The organism is Pseudomonas sp. MHK4 (genome assembly GCF_054600775.1).
In genome coordinates, this window is record NZ_BAAIAK010000002.1 from 115,858 (window position 1) to 140,994 (window position 25,137).

Below are 25,137 nucleotides of genomic sequence, written 5' to 3' on the forward strand. Positions count from 1 at the left end.
CTACAGGGGGTGTTGCGTTATTTATCGCGAATCGAGAAATTCGCCATGTGTTCCAGGCCCTTGATCAGCGCCGAGTGGTCCCAGTTGCTGCCACCGATGGCCGCGCAGGTGCTGAACACTTGCTGGGCGTTGGCGGTGTTTGGCAGGTTGATGTTCAGCTCCTTGGCGCCTTGCAGGGCCAGGTTCAGGTCCTTCTGGTGCAGGCTGATGCGGAAGCCCGGATCGAAGGTGCCCTTGATCATGCGCTCGCCGTGCACTTCAAGGATCTTCGACGAAGCGAAACCGCCCATCAGCGCTTCACGCACCTTGGCTGGGTCGGCACCGTTCTTGGCCGCGAACAGCAAGGCTTCGGCCACCGCCTGGATGTTCAGCGCGACGATGATCTGGTTCGCCACCTTGGCGGTCTGACCGTCGCCGTTGCCACCGACCAGGGTGATGTTCTTGCCCATGGCCTGGAACAGCGGCAGGGCGCGTTCGAAGGCATCGGCATCGCCGCCGACCATGATGCTCAGGGTCGCAGCCTTGGCGCCGACTTCACCGCCAGACACTGGCGCGTCGAGGTACTGGGCGCCTTTTTCATTGATCTTGGCGGCGAAGGCCTTGGTGGCGGTCGGCGAGATCGAGCTCATGTCGATCACCACTTTGCCTTTGCCCAGGCCTGCAGCCACGCCGTCGGCGCGGAACAGCACGTCATCGACCTGCGGGGTGTCCGGGACCATGACGATGATGAATTCGGCTTCCTGGGCAACTTCTTTCGGGTTCGCCAGGGCGACCGCGCCGGCGGCGACCAGGTCGGCAGGGGCGGCATCGTGGTGCGCCGACAGGAACAGGCTGTGACCGGCTTTTTGCAGGTTCGCCGCCATAGGGTGGCCCATGATGCCGGTGCCGATGAATCCGATTTTAGCCATGAGAAAATCCTCTTGTTTTTATTGCTGCTTCAAACAAATTGGGAACTGCTTTTGTAGGAGCCGGCTTGCTGGCGAAGAGGCCATCACATCCAGCCTCTTTATTGGCAGTGACATTGCCTTCGCTGGCAAGCCAGCTCCTACAAGGGCGCTGTGTCAGATTGCGTTGTGGGTTTTCAACCAGCCCAGGCCTGCTTCCGTGGTGGTCAGCGGCTTGTATTCGCAGCCGACCCAGCCCTGATAACCAATGCGGTCCAGGTGGTCGAACAGGAAGCGGTAGTTGATTTCACCGGTGCCTGGTTCGTTACGCCCCGGGTTGTCTGCCAGCTGCACATGGTTGATCTCGCCCAGGTGCGATTGCAGGGTGCGGGCCAGGTCGCCTTCCATGATTTGCATGTGGTAGATGTCGTATTGCAGGAAAAGGTTGGCACTGCCGACCTGCTCGCGAATCGACAGGGCTTGCGCCGTGTTGTTCAGGTAGAAACCCGGGATGTCGCGGGTGTTGATCGCTTCCATCACCAGTTTGATGCCTGCCGCTTGCAGCTTGTCGGCGGCGTACTTGAGGTTGGCGACGAAGGTTTTTTCCACGGTGGCATCGTCGACGCCTTGTGGGCGGATACCGGCCAGGCAGTTGATCTGGGTATTGCCCAGTACTTGTGCGTAGGCAATGGCAAGGTCGACACCAGCGCGGAACTCTTCAACGCGGTCCGGCAGGCAGGCGATACCGCGCTCGCCCTTGGCCCAGTCACCGGCCGGCAGGTTGAACAGCACTTGGGTCAGACCGTTGGCGTCAAGCTTGGCCTTGATTTCGGCAGAGCTGAAGTCGTACGGGAACAGGTATTCGACACCACTGAAACCGGCCTTGGCGGCCGCTTCGAAACGGGCGAGAAAGTCCTGTTCGGTGAACAGCATGGACAGGTTGGCTGCGAAACGCGGCATGGTGGTCTCCCGTGTATGTATGAGGTCCCCTTGTAGGAGCCGGCTTGCTGGCGATAGCGGTGTATCAATCGACATTGATGTGGCTGATGTATCGCTATCGCCGGCAAGCCGGCTCCTACAGGGGGAACGAGCAGCTATTTAATCGAGCAACGAAATCGCAGTCGGTGCGTCGTTGCCGACCAGCGCCAGGTCTTCGAATTCGTTGACGGCGTTGATCTCGGTACCCATGGAGATGTTGGTCACGCGCTCCAGGATAATCTCGACGATGACCGGCACCTTGAACTCTTCGATCAGCTCCTGGGCCTTGCGCAGGGCAGGCTGGATCTGGGCCGGTTCGAACACGCGCAGCGCCTTGCAACCCAGGCCTTCGGCAACCGCGACGTGGTCGACACCGTAACCGTTGAGTTCCGGAGCGTTCAGGTTGTCGAACGACAGCTGTACGCAGTAATCCATGTCGAAACCGCGCTGTGCCTGACGGATCAGGCCCAGGTACGAGTTGTTCACCACCACATGAATGTACGGCAGCTTGAACTGCGCGCCCACCGCCAATTCCTCGATCATGAACTGGAAGTCATAGTCCCCCGACAGGGCCACGACCTTACGGTTCGGATCAGCCTTGACCACGCCCAGCGCCGCCGGAATGGTCCAGCCCAGAGGGCCTGCCTGACCGCAGTTGATCCAGTGACGCGGCTTGTAGACGTGCAGGAACTGCGCGCCGGCGATCTGCGACAGACCGATGGTGCTGACGTAGCAGGTGTCCTTGCCGAATACCTGGTTCATTTCTTCGTAAACGCGTTGCGGCTTGACCGGCACGTTGTCGAAGTGGGTCTTGCGCTGCAGGCTGGCTTTACGCTGCTGGCAGTCTTGCAACCAGGCGCTGCGGTTCTTCAGCTTGCCGGCGGCTTGCCATTCGCGAGCGACTTCGATGAACACGGTCAGCGCGGCAGCGGCGTCGGACACGATACCCAGGTCCGGGGTGAACACGCGGCCGATCTGAGTGCCTTCGATGTCGACGTGAATGAACTTGCGGCCTTCGGTGTAGACATCAACCGAACCGGTGTGGCGGTTGGCCCAACGGTTACCGATACCCAGCACCACGTCCGACTTGAGCATGGTCGCGTTGCCGTAGCGGTGCGAAGTCTGCAAGCCGACCATGCCGACCATCAGCGGATGATCGTCCGGGATGGTGCCCCAGCCCATCAGGGTAGGGATGACCGGGATACCGGTCAGTTCGGCGAACTCCACAAGCAGGTCGCTGGCGTCGGCGTTGATGATGCCGCCACCCGCAACCAGCAGTGGACGCTCAGCCTGATCGAGCAGGGCCAGAGCCTTCTCGACTTGAACGCGGGTAGCGGTCGGCTTGGCCAAAGGCAGCGGCTGGTAAGCATCGATGTCGAATTCGATTTCGGCCATCTGTACGTCGAACGGCAGGTCGATCAGCACGGGGCCTGGACGGCCGGAGCGCATTTCATAGAAAGCTTTCTGGAACGCGTAAGGCACCTGGCCCGGTTCGAGAACAGTGGTCGCCCACTTGGTGACTGGCTTGACGATGCTGGTGATGTCGACAGCCTGGAAGTCTTCCTTGTGCATACGGGCGCGGGGTGCCTGGCCGGTAATGCAGAGAATTGGAATCGAGTCGGCCGAGGCGCTGTAGAGCCCGGTGACCATGTCGGTACCGGCAGGGCCGGAAGTACCGATGCACACGCCGATGTTGCCGGCCTTGGTGCGGGTGTAGCCCTCGGCCATGTGCGAGGCGCCTTCAACGTGGCGAGCGAGTACGTGATCGATGCCGCCGACCTTTTGCAGGGCGGAGTACAGCGGGTTGATGGCGGCACCGGGGATGCCAAAAGCGGTATCAACCCCTTCACGGCGCATCACCAGAACGGCGGCTTCGATTGCTCTCATTTTGCTCATGGTTTTGTGCCTCTTTACGTTTTGTAATTGTATACAAGTGGCTTTGCGCAGAGTGTATTCACGGCGGACGGCGCAGGTCAATCCATTTTCTCAAGCGCTTGTTTCATTCGTCGGAAGCCCGGTCTACTGTGGCTTTTCGTCGCATGTGGCGCTTTTCGATAATTATTGTATACAAAAAAATAATTCATTGTGTTCTATTTGTTGCATCGGGCTGCGGCACAACGGCGCATCCCAACGGCTTTCCGAAAAACAAAATGAGGACGGCACCATGAGCGCTTTAACCTTGAAAGTCGCAGTCAACCTGGTCAACGAAGCCATCAGCGCAGGGCGGGCCATCTCCGCGGCGCCACTGACCATCGCGGTACTGGATGCCGGCGGGCACCTGGTCACCCTGCAACGCGAAGACGGCGCCAGCCTGCTACGCCCGCACGTCGCCATCGGCAAAGCCTGGGGCGCCATCGCGCTGGGCAAGGGCTCACGCCTGCTGGCACTGGACGCCCAACAACGCCCGGCCTTTATCGCGGCATTGAATAGCCTGGGCCAGGGCAGCGTCGTGCCGGCACCGGGGGGTGTGCTGGTGCGGGATCAGGACGGGAACGTGCTGGGGGCGGTGGGGATCAGCGGGGATCTGTCGGATGTTGATGAGCAGTGCGCGATCAATGCGATCGAGGCGCTGGGGTTGAGGGCGGATGCTGGGGTGGTGGCTTGATTTAATGGGTGACTGATACCGCTATCGCCAGCAGGCTGGCTCCCACAGGGGACTATCTGAGTGTCAGAGATCAACTGTGGGAGCCAGACTGCTGGCGATGGCGTCAATCCGGCTCACACCCCTTGAGCACCAACCGAATGATCGTCTGCGCCGCCGCTTCGTAATCTTCTTCATCCAGCTTGGTCTTGCCGGTGATGGCGGTGATTTGCCAATCGAAGTCGGCGTAGGTCTGGGTTGCGGCCCAGATGCTGAACATCAGGTGATTGGGGTCGATTGGCGCTATCTGGCCACGGTCGATCCAGGTCTGGATACAGTCGATGTTGTGCTTGGCCTGGCTGTTGAGCTGGTCGACCAGGTCGGGGCTCAGGTGCGGGGCGCCGTGCATGATTTCGCTGGCAAATACCTTGGAGGCGAAGGGCAGGTCGCGGGAGATGCGGATTTTCGAGCGAATATAGCCGCTCAGCACTTCGCTGGGCACACCGTCGGGGTTGAACGGCGTCGAGGCCTGCAGAATCGGCTCGATGATGCTTTCCAGGACCTCGCGATAGAGGTTTTCCTTGGATTTGAAGTAGTAGTAGACGTTGGGCTTGGGCAATCCCGCCTTGGCTGCGATGTCACTGGTTTTGGTCGCAGCGAAGCCCTTGTCGGCAAATTCTTCACTGGCGGCACGCAGGATCAGTTGTTTGTTGCGCTCGCGGATGGTGCTCATAAACCAGGGGGTTCCTTGCCTGTACTGGCGGTGGCGCATGGTAGCACCGGCCTTCGGCGACGCTCAAGAATGCTCCGTGCGGCGCTCGGCCGCGCTATGCTGCACGGCATTCATTCAAGAAGGAAAGCCGATTCATGGCAGGAAGCAGTTTGCTCGTGCTGATCGACGACATCGCCGCCGTGCTGGACGATGTGGCGTTGATGACCAAAATGGCCGCCAAGAAGACCGCCGGCGTGTTGGGCGATGACCTGGCGCTCAATGCCCAGCAGGTCAGCGGTGTGCGCGCGGAGCGGGAGATCCCGGTGGTTTGGGCGGTCGCCAAGGGCTCGTTCGTCAATAAACTGATCCTGGTCCCGTCGGCATTGGCCATCAGTGCGTTCATCCCGTGGCTGGTCACGCCGTTGTTGATGGTCGGTGGCGCCTACCTGTGTTTTGAAGGGTTTGAAAAGCTCGCCCATAAATTCCTCCACAGCAAGGCCGAAGACCAGGCCGAACATGCCGAACTGGTCGAGGCAGTGGCGGATCCGGCGGTCGATCTGGTGGCCTTCGAAAAGGACAAGATCAAGGGTGCGATCCGTACCGACTTCATTCTTTCGGCGGAAATCATCGCCATCACCCTTGGTGTCGTGGCCGATTCGGCGCTGACCCAGCAAGTCGTCGTGCTTTCGGGCATCGCCATCGTCATGACCATCGGCGTTTACGGCCTGGTGGCGGGCATCGTCAAGCTCGACGACCTGGGCCTGTGGCTGACCCAGAAGCCGGGGCAGATGGCCAAGAGCATCGGCGGTGGCATCCTGCGCGCGGCACCGTACATGATGAAAAGCCTGTCGGTGATTGGTACGGCGGCGATGTTCCTGGTCGGTGGCGGCATCCTCACCCACGGCGTGCCGGTGGTGCATCACTGGATCGAAAGTGTCAGCGCCGCAGCCGGCGGTGCCGGGTTTATCGTGCCGACGTTGCTTAATGCGGTGGCGGGGATCGTGGCGGGGGCGGTGGTGTTGGTGGGGGTTTTCATTGTTGGAAAAGTCTGGAAGACGCTGAAAGGCTAAGACCTGGCAATACGATCAAGTGTGGGAGCGGGCTTGCTCGCGAAGACGGCATCACATCCAACATTGATGTCGACTGTCATGCACTCTTCGCAAGCAAGCCCGCTCCCACATTTGATTTGTGCCTACTGGTATTTACTCGGCAATCTGCAATTTGCGCGACTCGGTGTACACGTAACGCACCTTCTCGTACTCGAACGGCGAGTTCAGCTGGCCATAGCGGAAGCTGGTCTGATTGCGCTTGTCGATGCCACGCAGGATCCAGACTTCCGGATGGTTGGAACTGACTTCGGCAACGTTGAGGAAGTTGATGGCGTTCTCGGCGCTGAAATCGACCAACAACCCGCCAGTGTCACGCAGGTTCGATGGGCCGAGGATCGGCAGTACGAAGTAGGCGCCGCCCGGAACTCCATAGAAGCCCAGGGTCTGGCCGAAGTCTTCGCTCTGGCGTGGCAGGCCCATGGAGGTGGCCGGATCCCACAGGCCGGCGATGCCGATGGTGGTGTTGAGCAGCAGCCGTCCGGTGATCTCCAGCGAACGCTGGCCCTTGAACTGCAACAAGCTGTTCATCAGGTTCGGCACGTCGCCAAGGTTGTTGAAAAAGTTGCTCACGCCGGTACGCAGGAAGCTCGGCGTGATGTAGCGATAGCCGTCGACCACCGGCAGGAACACCCATTGGTCGAAACGGTAGTTGAAGTGGTAAACGCGGCGGTTCCACTCTTCCAGCGGGTCATAGACGTTCAGTGCGCTGAGCGTCGAGCGTTCGAATTCGCGCTGGTCCAGGCCCGGGTTGAACTTGAGTTTGCTCAGTGGCTCCTTGAAGCCGTCGCTGTCGACGACCACCGGTGCGTTGGCCTTGCTGTTGTCGGCATTGGCAGCGCTTGCACAGAGTAATGCGGCGATAAGCAGGAGGTATTTAGCCACGGAAGAACTCCAGCATGGCGTCGCTGTTGACGCGGTAGTTAAGGTTGCCGCAGTGGCCGCCCAGCGGGTAAACGGTCAGGCGATCGCCAAAAGTCTTGCGCAGGAAACCCAGGTCTCCAGGGCCGAGAATCACATCGTCAGCGTTGTGCATCACGGCGATTTTCGGACTGTCGTGCAGGTAGTCCTTCAGTGCGTACAGACTCACCTGGTCGATCAGTTGCAGCAGGCTGCCGCCGTCGGTGCGAGCACGCCACATCGGAATCACCTGTTCGGTGATATAGCAGTCGAAGTCGCACTGCAGCGCACGCTTGAGGTACGGCGTCAGGCTGGTGCCTTCGGTAATGGGCGTTTTCGGTGGCGTGATCAGGCCACGACGGTTGATCAGGTCCGAGGTGAAGGCAATGTCGGCCGCGGAAAAACGGAACGAGGTGCCGATCAGCATGGCCATCTGTTCATTGCTCAGGTGCTGCTTGGACTGCTGGAAGTCATAAAGCAGTGCGTCGTTGAGATCGATGTAGCCTCTCTGCTGGAAGTAACGGGTCAGCTTGTTCAGCACCAGCTCATAGAAGGTGGTGGTGTTGTTGATGCCCTTGACCTCGGTTTGCACCAGTCGGTCCAGGTTGGTGATCGAGGTGTAGAGATTGACCGGAGGATTGAGCAGCAGCACTTTCTTGAAGTTGAAGCTGCGGCGGGTTTCGTCCAGGTGCGCGACGAATGCCGCGTCCAGTGCACCCAGGCTATAGCCTGTCAGGTAGTACTCGGTGACCGGCAGTTTGGGGTTTTGCGCCCGTACGGCCTGCATCACCCGGTACATGTCTTCAGCATCGTCCTTGCTGATGCCGGGCGTGGCAAAACGTGAGGCGGCGCTTATGAAGTCGAAGCTGGCGGGCGACGACAGTTGCACCACGTGGTAGCCGGCCTTGTAGTAAAGCTTCTTCAGGTATTCGTTGAGGCTGCTGTCGTAGCGCGCGCCGGTGCCGGCGATCAGGAAGATCAACGGCGCAGGTTTATCCTGGGTGGCAATCCGATAGGTGAGTTTCTTCACTGCCCAGAAGTTGTCCGGCAGTTCGAAAGCGCGTTCCGGACGCAAGGTGACGCTGCGATCCGACTGATTGATGTCCTCATCCAGCGGCAGCTCGGGGCGCAGGTCCGGTGGCGTGGTGGCAATGGTTGCCTCGAATGGGTTGGTCAAGGGATAGCCATAACTGGCAGCGTCGATATCGACCGCCAGTGCGGACGCACTCAAGATAAGGCCGCCAAAGAGGGCGGCGAAGCGCAAGGAACGGAGCATGACTAGATCCCTTAGAAAAAGGTGCCGAATGAAGTTCGCAGGCTATGACCACTGGATTTGCGCCAAAGTGCCATGCATCGGCACCAAACAGGCCTGAATTCCAAGTAATAGTAGCTCGACGATACACTTTGCAGTGATTGAATGACCAGTTATCAGTTGTTATCGCTTGCGTAAGGCTGTCGGGCGATTAAGCTGGCCGCCGTTTTCGCGTATTGGAGTGCTCCATGTCCCGCCGTTTGCCTGTGATTGTGCTGCTTGTTTTGCTGCCCTTATGGTTGGCCGCCAGCTATGGCGCGCGTTATGGCTTCATGGAAGATGCGCAGTGGGTCGGGATTTGCGTGGATGAGGCCAGCCGCTGGGAATGCCAGGTGCGTTCGAACCTGGGCCTGATGATTCACTTCCAGGTATTGGGCTGGGCGGCGCTGGTCGCCGCGGTAGTCGGTTTTGTGCTGCCTGGGCGGGCAGGGTGGTGGCTGGCGATGGTGGCGCTGGTGTTCGGGTTTCCTGCGCTGGCGTTGTACAACACGACGATGGCGGTGTTTGCGGTGGTGATTGCAGGGTTGCGGTTGGTCAGGGCGTCCCGTAGCGCCTGATAGATAGCCTTCGCGAGCAAGCCCGCTCCCACATTCGATTTGTGAGCGACGCAGATCAAATGTGGGAGCGGGCTTGCTCGCGAAGAGGCCGGAGGCGGCGCTGAAGATCAGTCCTTGCGAACCCGCAAACAACGCCACAACGCCGCCACCATCAACCCGCTCACCAGCGCCCAACCCCAGGCCTGCTGGTTCTGCAAACCTTCACGAAACAGTTGCGGCGCAATACCGGCGCCGATGATGAAGGCCAGCAGGGCGATCTCCCGGCGCGGCGCGCTCACCGGGCGGCACAGGTAAACCAGCGCTGGCAGGATGAAGGCGACGCTCGGGAAGCTGCGATAGCGCGGGTCGAATACCAGCTCCAGCATCGTCACCGCAGCGGCAAATCCTGCCACTGCCAGGATCCAGCCTGCCCGACGCTCAAGCGCATTGAACGCCCAGCCACGCCAGCCGGTGCGAGGGCTCAGCGTCAGCGCGGCATGGGCCAGCACCAGCACATTCAAGGCGGTCAGCAGGGCAACCCACAGCCATTCACTGGCAAAGCGTGTGGTGACCCGTGCCAGATCGCCCCAGGCACCCATCGAGCAAGCGGCCAGGGCTCCCAGCAGCGGCAGCACCAGCGCGGCGCGAGTGCTGCGTACGCGTCCACCGAGAATCAGTGTGCCAAGGAAGATAAATCCACCGACTACCAGCCATTGCGACCAATACGGCACGTTCGACACGGGCCCGGCCAGCACGCCCTTGTCCTGGCGATCCGCATCGAACAGCCCCCAGTAACCACCCACCGCACCTTCGCTGGCACGCTTCCACGGCTGGTCGAAGGCTTCGATCAGGTTGTAGTGCCAACCATGCTGCTCAGCCATGGCGACAAATCCGCGCATGAATTTGGCTTCGTTGACCCGGCTTGGCAGGGCGGTCTGGCGTTGACGGCCTTCGCTCGGCCAGCCGGTTTCGCCAATCATCACGTCCTTGGGCGCAAACATGCTGCCAAATGACTGGCGCACGGCGGCCACTTGCATCAGGGCGACGTCAATGTTCGAAGGGTGATCTTCCCAGTACGGCAGCAAGTGGATGGTGATGAAGTCCACCGCCGGGGCGATCTCCGGGTGCTTTTGCCAGAACTCCCACACGTCGGCATAGGTGACAGGCTGTTTGACCTGGCTTTTGACTCTTTCAATAAGCTTCACCAGCTGTGTGCTGGTGACTTCCTTGCGCAGCAGGGCCTCGTTGCCGACGATGACCGCCGTTACCACGTCCGGATTGGCATTGGCTTCGGCGATCAGCAGCTCTACTTCCTTGGCAGTGTCTACCGGACTGCTGTTGACCCAGGCGCCAATCATCATTTTCAACCCGTGCTTTCGCGCCAGGTCCGGTAGGGCTTCGAGTCCCGTCATCGAGTAGGTTCGGATGCATTCGAAGCGGGTTGCCAGCAACGCGAGGTCCGCGTCCATGCGCTCGGGACGAAGGTTGAACGGCACATCGAACGGCGACTGGTCCTTGTCGAATGGAGTGTAGGAGGCGCATTGCAGCTTGTGCGTCGCGCTGGCGACATCCGGCAGGATCACCGGTTTACCAAGGCCGTACCAAAAGCCGCCGAGGGCAAACAGCCCCAACAGACAGGCAAAAAGATAAGCAAAAAAAGGAAAGCGGGATGTCGCGGGCATGGTCAGGCCGTCTGGGAGCAAAGCGGCGCATGTTACCTGCATTTGTCCCGTGCTTGGTGGCCTGCATGATTTTGACATGCAAAGTTCGGGCGGATCGGCCGGAACCTGTGCGCTGCTCTAGACTCATGGCGTTCTGATGTCGTTTCTCGATGCCTTGAGGTCGCTGGCAGAGCAGGTCGCCATCAGCGTCAGGTTGATTATCGCACTCATCAGTACTCCGCTGATGATCCAGGGTTTGCGGGTGGGGCGTGATGGGGGCGCTGTGCACTATAACTATACGTTGACGCGACTCGGCATCCGTCGAGCGCAGCACTTTCGGGGAAGTAACGATGAAGATGCGACGACTTTTAGGCGCGGGTGCCGCTCTGGTGCTTGCGATTGGCTCCACATTCGCCAATGCCGAGAACAAGACCCTGACCATCGGTTACGTTGACGGCTGGTCCGACAGCGTCGCGACCACTCACGTGGCCGCCGAAGTGATCAAGCAGAAGCTCAATTATGACGTGAAGCTCCAAGCCGTCGCCACCGGGATCATGTGGCAGGGCGTGGCCACCGGCAAACTCGATGCCATGCTGTCGGCCTGGCTGCCAGTGACCCACGGCGATTACTGGGCCAAGAACAAGGACCAGGTCGTCGACTACGGTCCGAACTTCAAGGACGCCAGGATCGGCTTGATCGTGCCCGAGTACGTCAAGGCGAAGTCGCTTGAAGACCTGAAAACCGACGACAGCTTCAAGAAACGCATCGTTGGCATCGACGCCGGTTCAGGCGTGATGCTCAAGACCGAGCAGGCGATCAAGGACTACGACCTGACCGGCTATCAACTCAAGGCCAGTTCCGGCGCTGGCATGATTGCCGAGCTGACCCGTGCCGAGAAAAAGAACGAATCCATTGCCGTGACCGGTTGGGTGCCGCACTGGATGTTCGCCAAGTGGAAACTGCGTTTCCTGGAAGACCCGAAAGGCGTGTATGGCGCAGCTGAAACCGTGAACAGCATCGGCAGCAAAGAGTTGGCGACCAAGGCGCCGGAAGTGGCCAAGTTCCTGAAGAACTTCCAGTGGGCTTCGAAAGACGAGATCGGCGAAGTCATGCTGGCGATCCAGGAAGGCGCCAAGCCGGAAGCGGCGGCGAAGGACTGGGTAGCCAAACACCCGGAGCGTGTGGCTGACTGGACCAAGTAATAGTTACTCCGCTGTACCCTGTGGGAGCTAGCCTGCTGGCGATTGCGATCTGTCAATTAACTGAAGTGTTGACTGACAGACCGCAATCGCCAGCAGGCTAGCTCCCACATTTATTCAGTAGTGCTTGAGATTGGCGAGATCGTCACGTGGTTCTAAGACTAAGGTCGTCTGGAACCTGCCCCGCAGCCGCATAGAGTGGATACGTTCCAACTAAATCTGTGCTGCGAGGATAAAAACAATGAACGACAGCATTTACCTCTCGATTCAAAACAGCCCGCGCTTCAAGGAGCTGGTTAGCAAGAGGGAACGATTCGCCTGGATTCTTTCGGCGATCATGCTAGGGCTTTACTCCGGATTCATCCTTTTGATTGCTTACGGGCCGCATGTACTGGGGGCGAAACTCAGCCCTGAGTCATCGATTACCTGGGGCATACCGATCGGTGTCGGGCTGATTGTTTCGGCCTTCGTCCTGACCGGGATCTACGTACGACGCGCCAATGGCGAATTCGACGACCTGAACAATGCGATTCTCAAGGAGGCTCAGCAATGATCCGGCGTCTAATGGCTCTATTGAGCATCGCAGCATTCGCACCGGGCGCCTGGGCGGCTGAAGCCCTGACCGGCGAGGTACAGAAACAACCGCTCAACGTTTCCGCGATTCTGATGTTCATCGCATTCGTCGGTGCAACCCTGTGCATCACCTACTGGGCGTCCAAGAAAAACAAGTCGGCCTCCGACTACTACGCGGCGGGCGGCAAGATCACCGGTTTCCAGAACGGTCTGGCGATTGCCGGTGACTACATGTCCGCGGCGTCCTTCCTGGGTATTTCCGCGCTGGTGTTCACCTCCGGCTACGACGGCCTGATCTACTCGATCGGCTTCCTGGTGGGCTGGCCGATCATCCTGTTCCTGATCGCCGAACGCCTGCGTAACCTGGGTAAATACACCTTTGCCGACGTGGCGTCCTACCGCCTCGGGCAAACCCAGATCCGCTCACTGTCCGCTTGCGGTTCGCTCGTGGTGGTGGCGTTCTACCTGATCGCGCAAATGGTCGGTGCCGGCAAGCTGATCCAGCTGCTGTTCGGTCTCGACTATCACGTTGCCGTGATCCTGGTCGGTATCCTGATGTGCATGTATGTGCTGTTCGGCGGCATGCTGGCGACCACCTGGGTGCAGATCATCAAGGCTGTCCTGCTGCTGTCCGGCGCGTCCTTCATGGCGCTGATGGTGATGAAGCACGTCAACTTTGACTTCAACATGCTGTTCTCCGAGGCGATCAAGGTTCACCCTAAAGGTGAAGCGATCATGAGCCCGGGCGGCCTGGTGAAAGATCCGGTCTCGGCGTTCTCCCTTGGCCTGGCGCTGATGTTCGGTACCGCTGGCCTGCCGCACATCCTGATGCGCTTCTTCACCGTGAGTGACGCGAAAGAAGCGCGCAAGAGCGTGCTGTATGCAACCGGCTTCATTGGTTACTTCTACATACTGACCTTCATTATCGGCTTCGGCGCGATCCTGCTGGTCAGCACCAACCCTGCGTTCAAGGATGCGGCTGGCGCGCTGTTGGGCGGTAACAACATGGCGGCGGTGCACCTGGCCAATGCGGTCGGTGGCAGCATCTTCCTGGGCTTCATCTCGGCGGTAGCGTTCGCGACGATCCTGGCAGTGGTTGCCGGCCTGACCCTGGCGGGTGCCTCGGCGGTGTCCCATGACCTGTACGCCAGCGTGATCAAGAAGGGCAAGGCCAACGAGAAGGATGAGATCCGCGTCTCGAAAATCACCACCATCGCCCTGGCAGTGCTGGCGATCGGCCTGGGCATCCTGTTCGAAAGCCAGAACATCGCGTTCATGGTGGGCCTGGCGTTCTCCATCGCGGCAAGCTGCAACTTCCCGGTCCTGCTGCTCTCCATGTACTGGAAAAAGCTGACCACTCGCGGTGCGATGATCGGCGGCTGGCTGGGCCTGGTAAGCGCTGTGGGCCTGATGATCCTTGGCCCGACCATCTGGGTGCAGATCCTGCATCACGAGAAGGCTATCTTCCCGTATGAGTATCCGGCGCTGTTCTCGATGATCATTGCTTTTGTCGGGATCTGGTTCTTCTCGATTACTGACAAGTCGACTGCGGCTGATAACGAGCGGGCGCTGTTCTTCCCGCAGTTCGTTCGCTCGCAGACGGGTCTGGGCGCTAGTGGGGCGGTTTCGCACTAAGAGCACTTAGAAGCTGCAAGCTAATGCCCCGGTCGAGAGATCGGGGCATTTTTTTCTGTCTGAAGGGTGTGTGTCGCCGGATTTGGCCTCATCGCCAGCAGGCTGGCTCCCACATTGGAATGCGTGCTCCCTGTGGGAGCCAGCCTGCTGGCGATGGTGGTGCTTCAGTCACTGCATGAACCCCGGGCAAACAAAAACGGCCTCCTGCTCTATATAAAAAGCAGGAGGCCGTTCCCGGTACAACTCAACACGCTACAGCAAGACTGATCTTACTTGCGGTCTTCCAGCTTGGTGATGTCACGCGACTCGTAGCCGGTGTACAGCTGGCGCGGACGGCCGATCTTGTACGGGCTGGAGAGCATTTCCTTCCAGTGGGAGATCCAGCCGACAGTCCGCGCCAGGGCGAAGATTACGGTGAACATGCTGGTTGGAATGCCGATCGCCTTGAGGATGATCCCCGAGTAGAAGTCGACGTTCGGGTACAGCGAGCGCTCGATGAAGTACGGGTCGGTCAGGGCGATCTCTTCCAGGCGCATGGCCAGTTCGAGTTGCGGATCGTTCTGGATGCCCAGTTCCTTCAACACTTCGTCGCAGGTCTGCTTCATCACGGTGGCGCGTGGGTCGCGGTTCTTGTAGACGCGGTGACCGAAGCCCATCAGCTTGAACGGATCGTTCTTGTCCTTGGCCTTGGCGATGAACTTGTCGATGTTCGAGACATCGCCGATTTCATCGAGCATGGTCAGAACGGCTTCGTTGGCGCCGCCGTGGGCAGGGCCCCACAGTGCAGCGATACCGGCGGCGATACAGGCGAACGGGTTGGCACCCGAAGAGCCGGCCAGACGGACGGTAGAGGTCGATGCGTTCTGCTCGTGGTCGGCGTGGAGGATGAAGATCCGGTCCATGGCCTTGGCGAGCACCGGGCTGATCGGTTTGATCTCGCACGGGGTGTTGAACATCATGTGCAGGAAGTTTTCCGCGTACGACAGGTCGTTGCGCGGGTACATCATGGGTTGGCCCATGGAGTACTTGTAAACCATCGCTGCCAGGGTCGGCATCTTGGCAACCAGGCGGATCGCGGAGATTTCGCGATGCTGCGGGTTATTGATGTCGAGGGAGTCGTGGTAGAAGGCCGAGAGGGCGCCGACTACACCGCACATGACGGCCATCGGGTGAGCGTCGCGACGGAAGCCGTTGAAGAAGGTCTTCAACTGCTCGTGAACCATGGTGTGGTTCTTCACGGTGCTGACGAACTGGGCCTTCTGCTCTGCGGTTGGCAGTTCGCCGTTGAGCAGCAGGTAGCAGGTTTCCAGGTAGTCCGATTTTTCAGCCAGTTGCTCGATCGGGTAACCGCGATGCAACAAAATGCCGTTGTCACCGTCAATATAGGTGATCTTCGACTCGCAGGAAGCGGTCGACATGAAACCAGGGTCAAAGGTGAAGCGGCCCGTGGCCGTAAGACCCCGAACATCGATAACATCGGGACCAACGGTGCCGGTTAAAATGGGCAGCTCGACGGGGGCTGCGCCCTCGATGATCAACTGCGCTTTTTTGTCAGCCATGTGGCCTCCTATTTATGCTTGAAATCATCAGACAGACCCCCCACGCAGGGCCCGCACCACTATAGTGAGATAAATCCGAATGTCAATTTGCCTAAAGTCTTGCTCCAGAAGGCTTTAACCCTACTTTTTTCTCGAAATTGCCTGCCATTTACGCCTTTTATGTCCGTAGTGCAATCAGCTGTTTGGGTGAGGTCTTTGCGTTGTCATTAGTAGCCTAACTGTCTATACTCGGCAGCCGACCGCCAAGGGCTTTTGGGCTTGCGTTATTGGGGGTCGCCTCCCTGGGTGGTGGTTACCTGACCAGTGCACTCCCCAACAACTTTGCCCTGATTGTTAGGGGCTCTTCAGTGTGAAAAAAAAGCCGTGAAAAGCCAACGACCTGTAAACCTAGACCTAAGGACCATCAAACTCCCAGTCACTGCTTACACGTCCATTCTTCACCGTATCTCCGGTGTCATCCTCTTCGTGTGCCTTGCCATCATGCTTTATGCATTGGACAAGTCGCTGAGCTCCGAGGAAGGCTTCGGTCAGGTGAAAGCGTGTCTGACCAGTCCGCTAGCCAAGCTAGTGATTTGGGGCATCCTGTCCGCCTTGCTGTATCACCTGGTTGCCGGTGTGCGCCATTTGATCATGGACATGGGCATCGGTGAGACGCTGGAAGGCGGAAAACTGGGCTCGAAAATCGTTATCGCCGTTTCCGTGGTGGTAATCGTTCTGGCAGGAGTTTGGATATGGTAACTAACGTCACGAACCTGTCGCGTTCGGGCCTCTATGACTGGATGGCGCAACGTGTGTCTGCGGTCGTTCTCGCGGCTTACTTCATTTTCCTGATCGGATACGTCGTGGCCCACCCTGGCCTCGAGTACGCCCAATGGCATGAACTGTTCGCCAATAACTGGATGCGTATTTTCAGCCTGCTGGCCCTTGTTGCTCTGGGCGCTCACGCCTGGGTCGGCATGTGGACCATCGCGACCGACTACCTGACGCCAATGGCGTTCGGCAAGTCCGCGACGGCTATACGTTTCCTCTTCCAGGCAGTATGCGGCGTTGCGATGTTCGCTTACTTCGTCTGGGGTGTGCAGATTCTCTGGGGTATCTGATTCATGGCTAACATTCCAACGATTTCTTTCGACGCCATCATTATTGGTGGTGGCGGTGCCGGCATGCGCGCAGCGCTGCAACTGGCGCAAGGCGGTCACAAGACTGCTGTAATCACCAAGGTTTTCCCGACCCGTTCGCACACTGTATCCGCCCAGGGCGGCATCACCTGCGCCATCGCGTCCGCCGACCCGAACGATGACTGGCGCTGGCACATGTACGATACCGTCAAGGGTTCCGACTACATCGGTGACCAGGACGCTATCGAATACATGTGTCAGGAAGGCCCGGCTGCGGTTTTCGAGCTGGACCATATGGGTCTGCCGTTCTCGCGTACCGAAACCGGCCGTATCTACCAGCGTCCGTTCGGCGGTCAGTCCAAGGACTACGGTAAAGGTGGCCAGGCTGCGCGTACTTGCGCGGCGTCCGACCGTACCGGTCACGCCCTGCTGCACACCCTTTATCAGGGCAACCTGAAAGCCGGCACCACGTTCCTCAATGAATACTACGCTGTTGACCTGGTGAAGAACGGTCAAGGCGAATTCGTCGGCGTGATCGCCATCTGCATCGAAACCGGCGAAACCACCTACATTCGTGCCAAGGCTACCGTTCTGGCCACCGGCGGTGCAGGTCGTATCTACGCATCCACCACCAACGCCCTGATCAACACCGGTGACGGCGTTGGCATGGCGCTGCGTGCTGGCGTGCCGGTACAAGACATCGAAATGTGGCAGTTCCACCCGACCGGCATCGCCGGCGCCGGTGTACTGGTAACTGAAGGTTGCCGTGGTGAAGGTGGATACCTGATCAACAAGCACGGCGAGCGTTTCATGGAGCGTTATGCTCCGAACGCGAAAGACCTTGCCGGTCGTGACGTTGTTGCCCGTTCGATGGTTAAAGAGATTATCGCCGGTAACGGCTGTGGCCCGAATGGCGACCACGTAATGCTGAAACTCGACCACTTGGGCGAGGAAGTGTTGCACAGCCGTCTGCCAGGCATCTGCGAACTGTCGAAGACTTTCGCTCACGTTGACCCGGTGGTTGCTCCGGTTCCTGTTGTTCCGACCTGCCACTATATGATGGGCGGCGTTGCCACCAACATTCACGGTCAGGCGATCACCCAGGACGCCGAAGGCGTAGACACCATCATCCCGGGCCTGTTCGCTGTAGGCGAAGTGGCTTGCGTATCGGTTCACGGCGCCAACCGCCTGGGCGGCAACTCGCTGCTCGACCTGGTGGTCTTCGGCCGTGCTGCCGGCCTGCACCTGGAAAAGGCGCTGACCGACGGTATCGAATACGACGACGCCACCGACGCCGACATCACTGCGGCCCTGGCGCGCCTGTCCGCCCTGAACGAGCGTACCGATGGCGAAGACGTGGCAACCCTGCGTCGCGAGCTGCAGAACTGCATGCAGAACTACTTCGGTGTATTCCGTACCGGCGAATACATGCAGAAGGGTATTGCCCAGCTGGCTGATCTGCGCAAGCGCATCGCCAACGTGAAGATCAACGACAAGTCGCAGGCGTTCAACACTGCGCGTATCGAAGCTCTGGAACTGCAGAACCTGCTGGAAGTGGCCGAAGCTACCGCCATCGCTGCCGAAGTACGTAAAGAGTCCCGCGGCGCTCACGCCCGTGAAGACTTCGAAGATCGTGACGACGAAAACTGGCTGTGCCACACCCTGTACTTCCCGGGTGACAAGCGCGTGACCAAGCGTGCCGTGAACTTCTCGCCGAAGACTGTTCCGACTTTTGAACCTAAGATTCGGACTTATTAAGGGTGGCCGCCATGTTGCAAGTCAGTGTTTATCGTTACAACCCTGATCAGGACGCTGCGCCGTTCATGCAGGAATTCCAGGTTGATACCGGTGGTAAAGACCTGATGGTGCTGGACGTGCTGGCCCTGATCAAAGAGCAGGACGAAGGTTTCTCCTATCGTCGCTCTTGCCGTGAAGGTGTTTGCGGTTCCGACGGCATGAACATCAACGGCAAAAACGGCCTGGCGTGCGTCACGCCGCTGTCTGCTGTTGTAAAAGGTAACAAGTTGATCGTTCGTCCTCTGCCAGGTTTGCCGGTTATCCGTGACCTGGTCGTCGATATGAGCATCTTCTACAAGCAATACGAAAAGGTTAAGCCTTACCTGCAGAACGACACGCCGGCTCCGGCCATCGAGCGTCTGCAGTCCCCTGAAGAGCGTGAAAAGCTCGACGGTCTGTACGAGTGCATCCTGTGCGCCTGCTGCTCGACCTCGTGCCCGTCCTTCTGGTGGAACCCGGACAAGTTCCTGGGTCCAGCTGCACTGCTGCAAGCGTATCGCTTCCTGGCAGACAGCCGTGATACCAAGACGTCCGAGCGTCTGGCTTCGCTGGATGACCCGTTCAGCGTATTCCGCTGCCGCGGGATCATGAACTGCGTCAACGTATGTCCGAAAGGCCTGAACCCGACTAAGGCCATCGGTCACATCCGTAACATGCTGCTCTCGAGCGGCGTGTGATTCAGCTGTAGTACCCGCAAGACCGCTGTACCCGTGGATGCTGCGGCGCAGGCTTCAACCGGCGCCGTAGTTTTAACCTGAGCAGCAGCCTAAAAGGCTGCGGCTCTTATTTTGAAGAAATGAGACAAGCAGGGGCATCCGGGCTGGTACCCGGACTATCAGTGTGATCCTAGTGGCTTGTTTTGGTCGCTGCATTCGGACTTCTGCAAGTTTGCTCGGTGTCGACACCGGTGGTGTTCCCCTAACCGAGGGTGACCAAGCATGCAAGAAAGCGTGATGCAGCGCATGTGGAACAGCGCCTACCTATCCGGTAGTAACGCTGCCTATGTGGAAGAGCTCTACGAGCTCTACCTGCACGACCCTAACGCTGTGCCAGAAGAGTGGCGCACCTACTTCCAGAAGTTGCCTGCTGACGGCAACTCTGCCACCGATGTTTCGCACTCCACAATTCGCGATCATTTCGTCTTGCTGGCAAAGAACCAGCGCCGCGCCCAACCGGTTTCCGCCGGCAGCGTGAGCAGTGAGCACGAGAAGAAGCAAGTTGAAGTGCTGCGATTGATCCAGGCCTACCGTATGCGTGGCCACCAGGCAGCCCAGCTTGACCCGCTGGGGCTGTGGCAGCGTCCTGCACCTGCAGACCTGTCGATCAATCATTACGGCTTGACCAATGCCGATCTTGATACGACCTTCCGTGCCGGCGACCTGTTCATCGGCAAAGAGGAAGCGAGCCTACGCGAAATTCACGAAGCGTTGCAGCAGACATATTGCCGCACCATCGGCGCTGAGTTCACGCATATCACCGATTCCGAGCAGCGCCAGTGGTTCCAGCAGCGTCTGGAAAGCGTGCGTGGCCGTCCGACGTACTCCGCCGACATCAAGAGCCACCTGCTCGAGCGCGTGACCGCCGGCGAAGGCCTGGAAAAATACCTGGGCACCAAATACCCGGGTACCAAGCGTTTCGGCCTGGAAGGCGGCGAGAGCCTGATTCCGATGCTCGACGAGCTGATCCAGCGTTCCGGTTCCTACGGCACCAAGGAAATCGTCATCGGCATGGCCCACCGTGGCCGTCTGAACGTGCTGGTCAACACCTTCGGCAAGAACCCGCGCGAGCTGTTCGACGAGTTCGAAGGCAAGAAGAAGGTCGAGCTGGGTTCCGGTGACGTTAAATACCACCAGGGCTTCTCGTCCAACGTAATGACCACCGGCGGTGAAGTTCACCTGGCCATGGCGTTCAACCCGTCCCACCTGGAAATCGTTTCCCCGGTGGTCGAGGGTTCGGTTCGCGCCCGCCAGGACCGTCGCAACGACCTGACCGGTGAGAAGGTCCTGCCGATCTCCATCCACGGTGACGCGGCATTCGCCGGTCAAGGCGTGGTGATGGAAACCTTCCAGATGTCGCAGACCCGCGGTTTCAAGACCGGCGGTACCGTGCACATCGTGATCAACAACCAGGTTGGTTTCACCATCAGCAACCCGCTGGACTCGCGTTCCACCGAGTACGCCACCGACGTTGCGAAAATGATCCAGGCGCCGATCCTCCATGTGAATGGCGATGATCCGGAAGCCGTGTTGTTCGTGACCCAGCTGGCCATCGACTACCGCATGCAGTTCAAGCGTGACGTGGTGATCGACCTGGTCTGCTACCGTCGTCGCGGCCACAACGAGGCCGACGAGCCAAGCGGCACCCAGCCGATCATGTATCAGCAGATCACCAAGCAGCGCACCACCCGTGAGCTGTATGCCGATCGCCTGACCCAGGCCGGTGTACTCGACGCAGAGCGTGTTCAGGCCAAGGTCGACGAATACCGCAACGCGCTGGACAACGGTCTGCACGTAGTGAAAAGCCTGGTCAAGGAACCGAACAAAGAGTTGTTCGTGGACTGGCGTCCGTACCTGGGCCACGCCTGGACCGCGCGTCACGACACTCGATTCGACCTCAAGACCTTGCAGGAACTGTCCGCCAAGCTGCTGGAAATCCCGGAAGGCTTCGTGGTTCAGCGCCAGGTTGCGAAGATCTACGAAGACCGTCAGAAGATGCAAGCCGGCGGCCTGCCGATCAACTGGGGTTACGCCGAAACCATGGCGTACGCGACCCTGGCGTTCGAAGGTCACCCGATCCGCATGACTGGCCAGGACATCGGCCGCGGTACGTTCTCGCACCGTCACGCCGTGTTGCACAACCAGAAGGACGCGGGCACCTACGTCCCGTTGCAAAACCTGTACGACGGTCAGCCACGTTTCGACCTGTACGACTCGTTCCTGTCCGAAGAAGCGGTGCTGGCGTTCGAGTACGGTTACTCGACCACCACGCCAAATGCCCTGGTTATCTGGGAAGCCCAGTTCGGCGACTTCGCCAACGGCGCCCAGGTGGTTATCGACCAGTTCATTACCAGTGGCGAGCACAAGTGGGGCCGTCTGTGCGGTCTGACCATGCTGCTGCCGCACGGTTATGAAGGTCAGGGGCCGGAGCACTCCTCGGCTCGTCTGGAGCGTTACCTGCAGCTGTGCGCCGAGCACAACATCCAGGTGTGCATGCCGACGACGCCGGCACAGATCTACCACTTGCTGCGCCGTCAGGTGATTCGCCCGCTGCGCAAGCCTCTGGTAGTCCTGACTCCGAAGTCGCTGTTGCGCCACAAGCTGGCCATCTCGACCCTGGAAGATCTGGCCGAAGGTTCCTTCCAGACCGTTATCCCGGAAATCGATGCCCAAGACCCGAAAAAGGTCGAGCGCGTTGTCCTGTGTAGCGGCAAGGTCTACTACGACCTGCTGGAAAAACGTCGTGCCGAAGGCCGTGACGATATCGCCATCGTGCGTATCGAGCAGCTGTACCCATTCCCTGAGGACGACTTGAAAGAAGTCCTGGCGCCTTACACCAACGTCAAAGCTGCCGTCTGGTGCCAGGAAGAGCCGATGAACCAGGGTGCGTGGTACTGCAGCCAACACCACATGCGTCGCAGCATCAGCAACCTCAACAAGTCTCTCGTACTCGAGTACGCGGGCCGTGAGGCTTCTGCTGCACCGGCATGCGGTTACGCATCGATGCACGCTGAGCAGCAGGAAAAACTGCTGCAAGACGCCTTTACTGTTTAACGCCTTCGCGCACCTGAAACCGAATTTAAGGACCCACAGATAATGGCTATCGAAATCAAAGCCCCCACTTTTCCGGAATCGGTTGCCGATGGCACCGTTGCCACCTGGCACAAACAACCGGGCGACGCGGTCAAGCGCGACGAACTGATCGTCGACATCGAAACCGATAAAGTCGTACTGGAAGTGTTGGCTACCGCTGACGGCGTGCTGGGCGCTATCGTCAAAGGCGAGGGCGAAACCGTCCTGTCCGACGAAGTGCTGGGTTCCATCGAAGCGGGCGGCGCTGCTGCCGCTCCAGCCGCTGCTGCTCCGGCCGCCGCTGCTCAAGCTGCTGCTCCTGCCGCTGAAGGCGAAGACGATCCTGTTGCTGCACCGGCTGCGCGCAAGCTGGCTGAAGAAAACGGCATCAACATCGCTTCCGTTGCCGGCACCGGCAAAGGCGGTCGCGTGACCAAGGAAGACGTGGTTGCAGCCGTTGCTGCCAAGAAAGCCGCTCCGGCTGCCGCGCCTGCCAAGGCTGCCGCACCTGCCGCCGCTGCTCCTGTGTTCGCTGCAGGCGACCGCATCGAGAAGCGCGTTCCGATGACCCGCGTTCGCGCTACCGTGGCCAAGCGCCTGGTAGAAGCCCAGTCGAACATGGCGATGCTGACCACTTTCAACGAAGTCGACATGACCGAAGTCATGGCCCTGCGTTCGAAGTACAAGGATCTGTTCGAGAAGTCCCACAACGGCGTGCGCCTGGGCTTCATGTCGTTCTTCGTGAAAGCAGCTACCGAAGCACTGAAACGCTTCCCGGCTGTCAACGCGTCGATCGACGGCGGCGACATCGTTTACCACGGCTACGCTGACGTCGGCGTTGCAGTTTCCAGCGATCGCGGCCTGGTTGTACCGGTTCTGCGTAACGCCGAACTGATGAGCCTGGCTGAAATCGAAGGCGGCATCGCCACCTTCGGCAAGAAAGCCCGCGACGGCAAACTGTCGATGGACGAAATGACCGGTGGTACCTTCACCATCACCAACGGCGGTACCTTCGGTTCGATGATGTCGACCCCGATCGTCAACCCGCCACAAGCAGCCATCCTGGGCATGCACAACATCATCCAGCGTCCTATGGCCATCAACGGCCAGGTTGTTATCCGCCCGATGATGTACCTGGCACTGTCCTACGATCACCGTCTGATCGATGGCAAAGAAGCTGTGACTTTCCTGGTGACCATCAAGAACCTGCTGGAAGATCCGGCTCGTCTGTTGCTGGATATCTGATAGAAGCGGCCATGAGCTGCAAGCCCGAGCTGGCGGAAAACCCGCGGCTTGGCTTGCAGCTTGCGGCTTGAAGCTTTTCGCTAAAGAGGATTTTTTGAATGTCGCAGAAATTTGACGTAGTAGTGATCGGCGCAGGCCCTGGCGGTTACGTAGCTGCCATCAAGGCCGCACAGCTGGGTCTTTCGACCGCCTGCATCGAGAAGTACACCGACAAGGAAGGCAAACTGGCTCTGGGCGGTACTTGCCTGAACGTCGGCTGCATTCCATCCAAGGCGCTGCTGGACAGCTCCTGGAAATACAAGGAAGCCAAAGAAGGCTTCGCGATCCACGGTATCAATCACGCTGGCGTGACCATGGACGTGCCAGCAATGGTCGGCCGCAAGGCCACCATCGTCAAAGGCCTGACCTCTGGCGTTGCGACCCTGTTCAAAGCCAACGGTGTGACTTCCATTGAAGGTCACGGCAAGCTGCTGGCTGGCAAGCAAGTTGAAGTCACCAAGCCAGACGGCTCGGTAGAAATCATCCAGGCCGAAAACGTGATCCTGGCTCCAGGTTCGCGTCCGATCGACATTCCACCGGCTCCGGTCGACCAGAATGTGATCGTTGATTCGACTGGCGCACTGGAATTCCAGACCGTGCCTAAGCGTCTGGGCGTGATCGGCGCTGGCGTGATCGGTCTGGAACTGGGTTCGGTCTGGTCGCGTCTGGGTGCAGAAGTGACTGTCCTGGAAGCCCTGGACACCTTCCTGATGGCCGCTGACGCCGCTGTTTCCAAGGAAGCGCTGAAAACCCTGACCAAACAGGGCCTGGACATCAAGCTGGGCGCTCGCGTGACCGGCTCCAAAGTGAACGGCGACGAAGTCGTGGTGAACTACACCGATGCCAAGGGCGAGCAGAACATCACTTTCGACAAGCTGATCGTAGCCGTTGGTCGCCGTCCAGTGACCACTGATCTGTTGGCTGCCGACTGCGGCGTGACCTTGGACGAGCGCGGTTTCGTGCACGTCGATGATCACTGCGCCACCACTGTACCGGGCGTCTACGCCATTGGTGACGTGGTTCGCGGCATGATGCTGGCGCACAAGGCGTCCGAAGAAGGCATCATGGTTGTCGAGCGCATCAAGGGCCACAAGGCCCAGATGAACTATGATTTGATCCCTTCGGTTATTTATACTCACCCGGAAATCGCGTGGGTGGGTAAAACCGAGCAGGCCTTGAAAGCTGAAGGCGTTGAAGTTAACGTCGGCACCTTCCCGTTTGCAGCCTCCGGCCGTGCCATGGCTGCCAACGACACCGGTGGTTTCGTCAAGGTCATCGCTGATGCCAAGACAGACCGCGTACTGGGCGTCCACGTGATTGGCCCAAGCGCTGCAGAACTGGTTCAGCAGGGCGCGATCGGTATGGAATTCGGCACCAGCGCTGAAGACCTGGGCATGATGGTTTTCTCCCATCCGACCCTGTCTGAAGCCTTGCACGAAGCTGCTCTGGCAGTGAATGGCGGCGCCATCCACATCGCCAACCGCAAGAAGCGTTAAGACAATAAGAAACCACGG

General features: G+C 59.2%; 21 protein-coding genes. 13 read left to right on the top strand and 8 right to left on the bottom strand.

Annotation, left to right across the window (positions count from 1 at the left end; translation table 11 throughout):
* Nucleotides 1-17: 17 nt before the first annotated feature.
* From ACYP2Q_RS05485 to gcl, 3 genes are all read right to left on the bottom strand, one after another.
* Nucleotides 18-908 (bottom strand): 2-hydroxy-3-oxopropionate reductase, encoded by an 891-nt coding sequence (locus ACYP2Q_RS05485; protein ID WP_046819363.1) that lies wholly within the window; start codon nt 906-908, stop codon nt 18-20.
* Between the two features lie 153 nt (nt 909-1,061).
* The gene (gene hyi / locus ACYP2Q_RS05490; protein WP_459729589.1) at nt 1,062-1,844 is read right to left on the bottom strand and encodes a hydroxypyruvate isomerase; all 783 of its coding nucleotides are present in this window, start codon (nt 1,842-1,844) and stop codon (nt 1,062-1,064) included.
* A gap of 138 nt (nt 1,845-1,982) precedes the next feature.
* Nucleotides 1,983-3,758, bottom strand: coding sequence for a glyoxylate carboligase (gcl, locus tag ACYP2Q_RS05495; RefSeq protein WP_459729590.1), 1,776 nt, complete (start codon nt 3,756-3,758; stop codon nt 1,983-1,985).
* Nucleotides 3,759-4,026: 268 nt separating this feature from the next.
* On the opposite strand from gcl, the gene ACYP2Q_RS05500 reads away from it, so the two are divergent.
* Nucleotides 4,027-4,467, top strand: coding sequence for a GlcG/HbpS family heme-binding protein (locus tag ACYP2Q_RS05500; RefSeq protein ID WP_459729591.1), 441 nt, complete (start codon nt 4,027-4,029; stop codon nt 4,465-4,467).
* Between the two features lie 103 nt (nt 4,468-4,570).
* Here the strand turns inward: ACYP2Q_RS05500 and ACYP2Q_RS05505 are convergent, their stop codons facing one another.
* Nucleotides 4,571-5,176: a TetR/AcrR family transcriptional regulator gene (locus tag ACYP2Q_RS05505; RefSeq protein ID WP_459729592.1), complete on the bottom strand. Its 606-nt coding sequence runs from the start codon at nt 5,174-5,176 to the stop codon at nt 4,571-4,573.
* 134 nt (nt 5,177-5,310) lie between these two features.
* Here ACYP2Q_RS05505 and ACYP2Q_RS05510 point away from each other — a divergent pair, with 134 nt between their 5' ends.
* Nucleotides 5,311-6,225: a DUF808 domain-containing protein gene (locus ACYP2Q_RS05510; RefSeq protein WP_459729593.1), complete on the top strand. Its 915-nt coding sequence runs from the start codon at nt 5,311-5,313 to the stop codon at nt 6,223-6,225.
* A 132-nt stretch (nt 6,226-6,357) separates the two neighbouring features.
* Here the strand turns inward: ACYP2Q_RS05510 and ACYP2Q_RS05515 are convergent, their stop codons facing one another.
* Nucleotides 6,358-7,146 (bottom strand): MlaA family lipoprotein, encoded by a 789-nt coding sequence (locus ACYP2Q_RS05515; protein WP_459729594.1) that lies wholly within the window; start codon nt 7,144-7,146, stop codon nt 6,358-6,360.
* Nucleotides 7,139-8,437, bottom strand: coding sequence for a serine/threonine protein kinase (locus ACYP2Q_RS05520; protein WP_459729595.1), 1,299 nt, complete (start codon nt 8,435-8,437; stop codon nt 7,139-7,141). The genes ACYP2Q_RS05515 and ACYP2Q_RS05520 overlap by 8 nt, the downstream gene beginning before the upstream one ends.
* Before the next feature lie 224 nt (nt 8,438-8,661).
* On the opposite strand from ACYP2Q_RS05520, the gene ACYP2Q_RS05525 reads away from it, so the two are divergent.
* Nucleotides 8,662-9,030 (top strand): hypothetical protein, encoded by a 369-nt coding sequence (locus ACYP2Q_RS05525; protein WP_459729596.1) that lies wholly within the window; start codon nt 8,662-8,664, stop codon nt 9,028-9,030.
* Between the two features lie 107 nt (nt 9,031-9,137).
* Here ACYP2Q_RS05525 and ACYP2Q_RS05530 read toward each other — a convergent pair whose 3' ends face one another.
* Nucleotides 9,138-10,733 carry a glycoside hydrolase family 17 protein gene (locus ACYP2Q_RS05530; protein WP_459729597.1) on the bottom strand — a complete coding sequence of 532 codons (1,596 nt, stop codon included), beginning with the start codon at nt 10,731-10,733 and terminating at the stop codon, nt 9,138-9,140.
* A 287-nt stretch (nt 10,734-11,020) separates the two neighbouring features.
* Between ACYP2Q_RS05530 and ACYP2Q_RS05535 the strand changes: the two genes are divergently transcribed.
* The 3 genes from ACYP2Q_RS05535 (at nt 11,021) to ACYP2Q_RS05545 (ending at nt 14,077) form a co-directional block, all read left to right on the top strand.
* Nucleotides 11,021-11,872, top strand: coding sequence for a glycine betaine ABC transporter substrate-binding protein (locus ACYP2Q_RS05535; RefSeq protein WP_323608815.1), 852 nt, complete (start codon nt 11,021-11,023; stop codon nt 11,870-11,872).
* A 238-nt stretch (nt 11,873-12,110) separates the two neighbouring features.
* Nucleotides 12,111-12,422, top strand: coding sequence for a DUF485 domain-containing protein (locus tag ACYP2Q_RS05540; RefSeq protein ID WP_459729598.1), 312 nt, complete (start codon nt 12,111-12,113; stop codon nt 12,420-12,422).
* Nucleotides 12,419-14,077, top strand: coding sequence for a cation acetate symporter (locus ACYP2Q_RS05545; RefSeq protein WP_459729599.1), 1,659 nt, complete (start codon nt 12,419-12,421; stop codon nt 14,075-14,077). The genes ACYP2Q_RS05540 and ACYP2Q_RS05545 overlap by 4 nt, the downstream gene beginning before the upstream one ends.
* Nucleotides 14,078-14,346: 269 nt before the next feature.
* On the opposite strand, the gene gltA is transcribed toward ACYP2Q_RS05545, so the two are convergent.
* Nucleotides 14,347-15,636 (bottom strand): citrate synthase, encoded by a 1,290-nt coding sequence (gene gltA, locus ACYP2Q_RS05550; protein ID WP_007977501.1) that lies wholly within the window; start codon nt 15,634-15,636, stop codon nt 14,347-14,349.
* 363 nt (nt 15,637-15,999) lie between these two features.
* On the opposite strand from gltA, the gene sdhC reads away from it, so the two are divergent.
* The 7 genes from sdhC (at nt 16,000) to lpdA (ending at nt 25,119) form a co-directional block, all read left to right on the top strand.
* Nucleotides 16,000-16,374, top strand: coding sequence for a succinate dehydrogenase, cytochrome b556 subunit (sdhC, locus tag ACYP2Q_RS05555; RefSeq protein ID WP_016773673.1), 375 nt, complete (start codon nt 16,000-16,002; stop codon nt 16,372-16,374).
* Entirely contained in the window at nt 16,368-16,736 is a 369-nt protein-coding gene (gene sdhD, locus ACYP2Q_RS05560; RefSeq protein WP_034146346.1) for a succinate dehydrogenase, hydrophobic membrane anchor protein, read from the top strand. The genes sdhC and sdhD overlap by 7 nt, the downstream gene beginning before the upstream one ends.
* Nucleotides 16,737-16,739: 3 nt before the next feature.
* A complete protein-coding gene (gene sdhA / locus ACYP2Q_RS05565; RefSeq protein WP_459729600.1) occupies nt 16,740-18,512 on the top strand; it encodes a succinate dehydrogenase flavoprotein subunit in 1,773 nt (590 codons plus the stop codon).
* An 11-nt stretch (nt 18,513-18,523) separates the two neighbouring features.
* Nucleotides 18,524-19,228 carry a succinate dehydrogenase iron-sulfur subunit gene (locus ACYP2Q_RS05570; protein ID WP_008063297.1) on the top strand — a complete coding sequence of 235 codons (705 nt, stop codon included), beginning with the start codon at nt 18,524-18,526 and terminating at the stop codon, nt 19,226-19,228.
* A 261-nt stretch (nt 19,229-19,489) separates the two neighbouring features.
* A complete protein-coding gene (locus ACYP2Q_RS05575) occupies nt 19,490-22,321 on the top strand; it encodes a 2-oxoglutarate dehydrogenase E1 component (protein ID WP_459729601.1) in 2,832 nt (943 codons plus the stop codon).
* Between the two features lie 42 nt (nt 22,322-22,363).
* The gene (odhB, locus tag ACYP2Q_RS05580; RefSeq protein WP_459729602.1) at nt 22,364-23,584 is read left to right on the top strand and encodes a 2-oxoglutarate dehydrogenase complex dihydrolipoyllysine-residue succinyltransferase; all 1,221 of its coding nucleotides are present in this window, start codon (nt 22,364-22,366) and stop codon (nt 23,582-23,584) included.
* A gap of 98 nt (nt 23,585-23,682) precedes the next feature.
* Nucleotides 23,683-25,119 carry a dihydrolipoyl dehydrogenase gene (lpdA, locus tag ACYP2Q_RS05585; protein ID WP_046819379.1) on the top strand — a complete coding sequence of 479 codons (1,437 nt, stop codon included), beginning with the start codon at nt 23,683-23,685 and terminating at the stop codon, nt 25,117-25,119.
* Nucleotides 25,120-25,137: the final 18 nt, after the last annotated feature.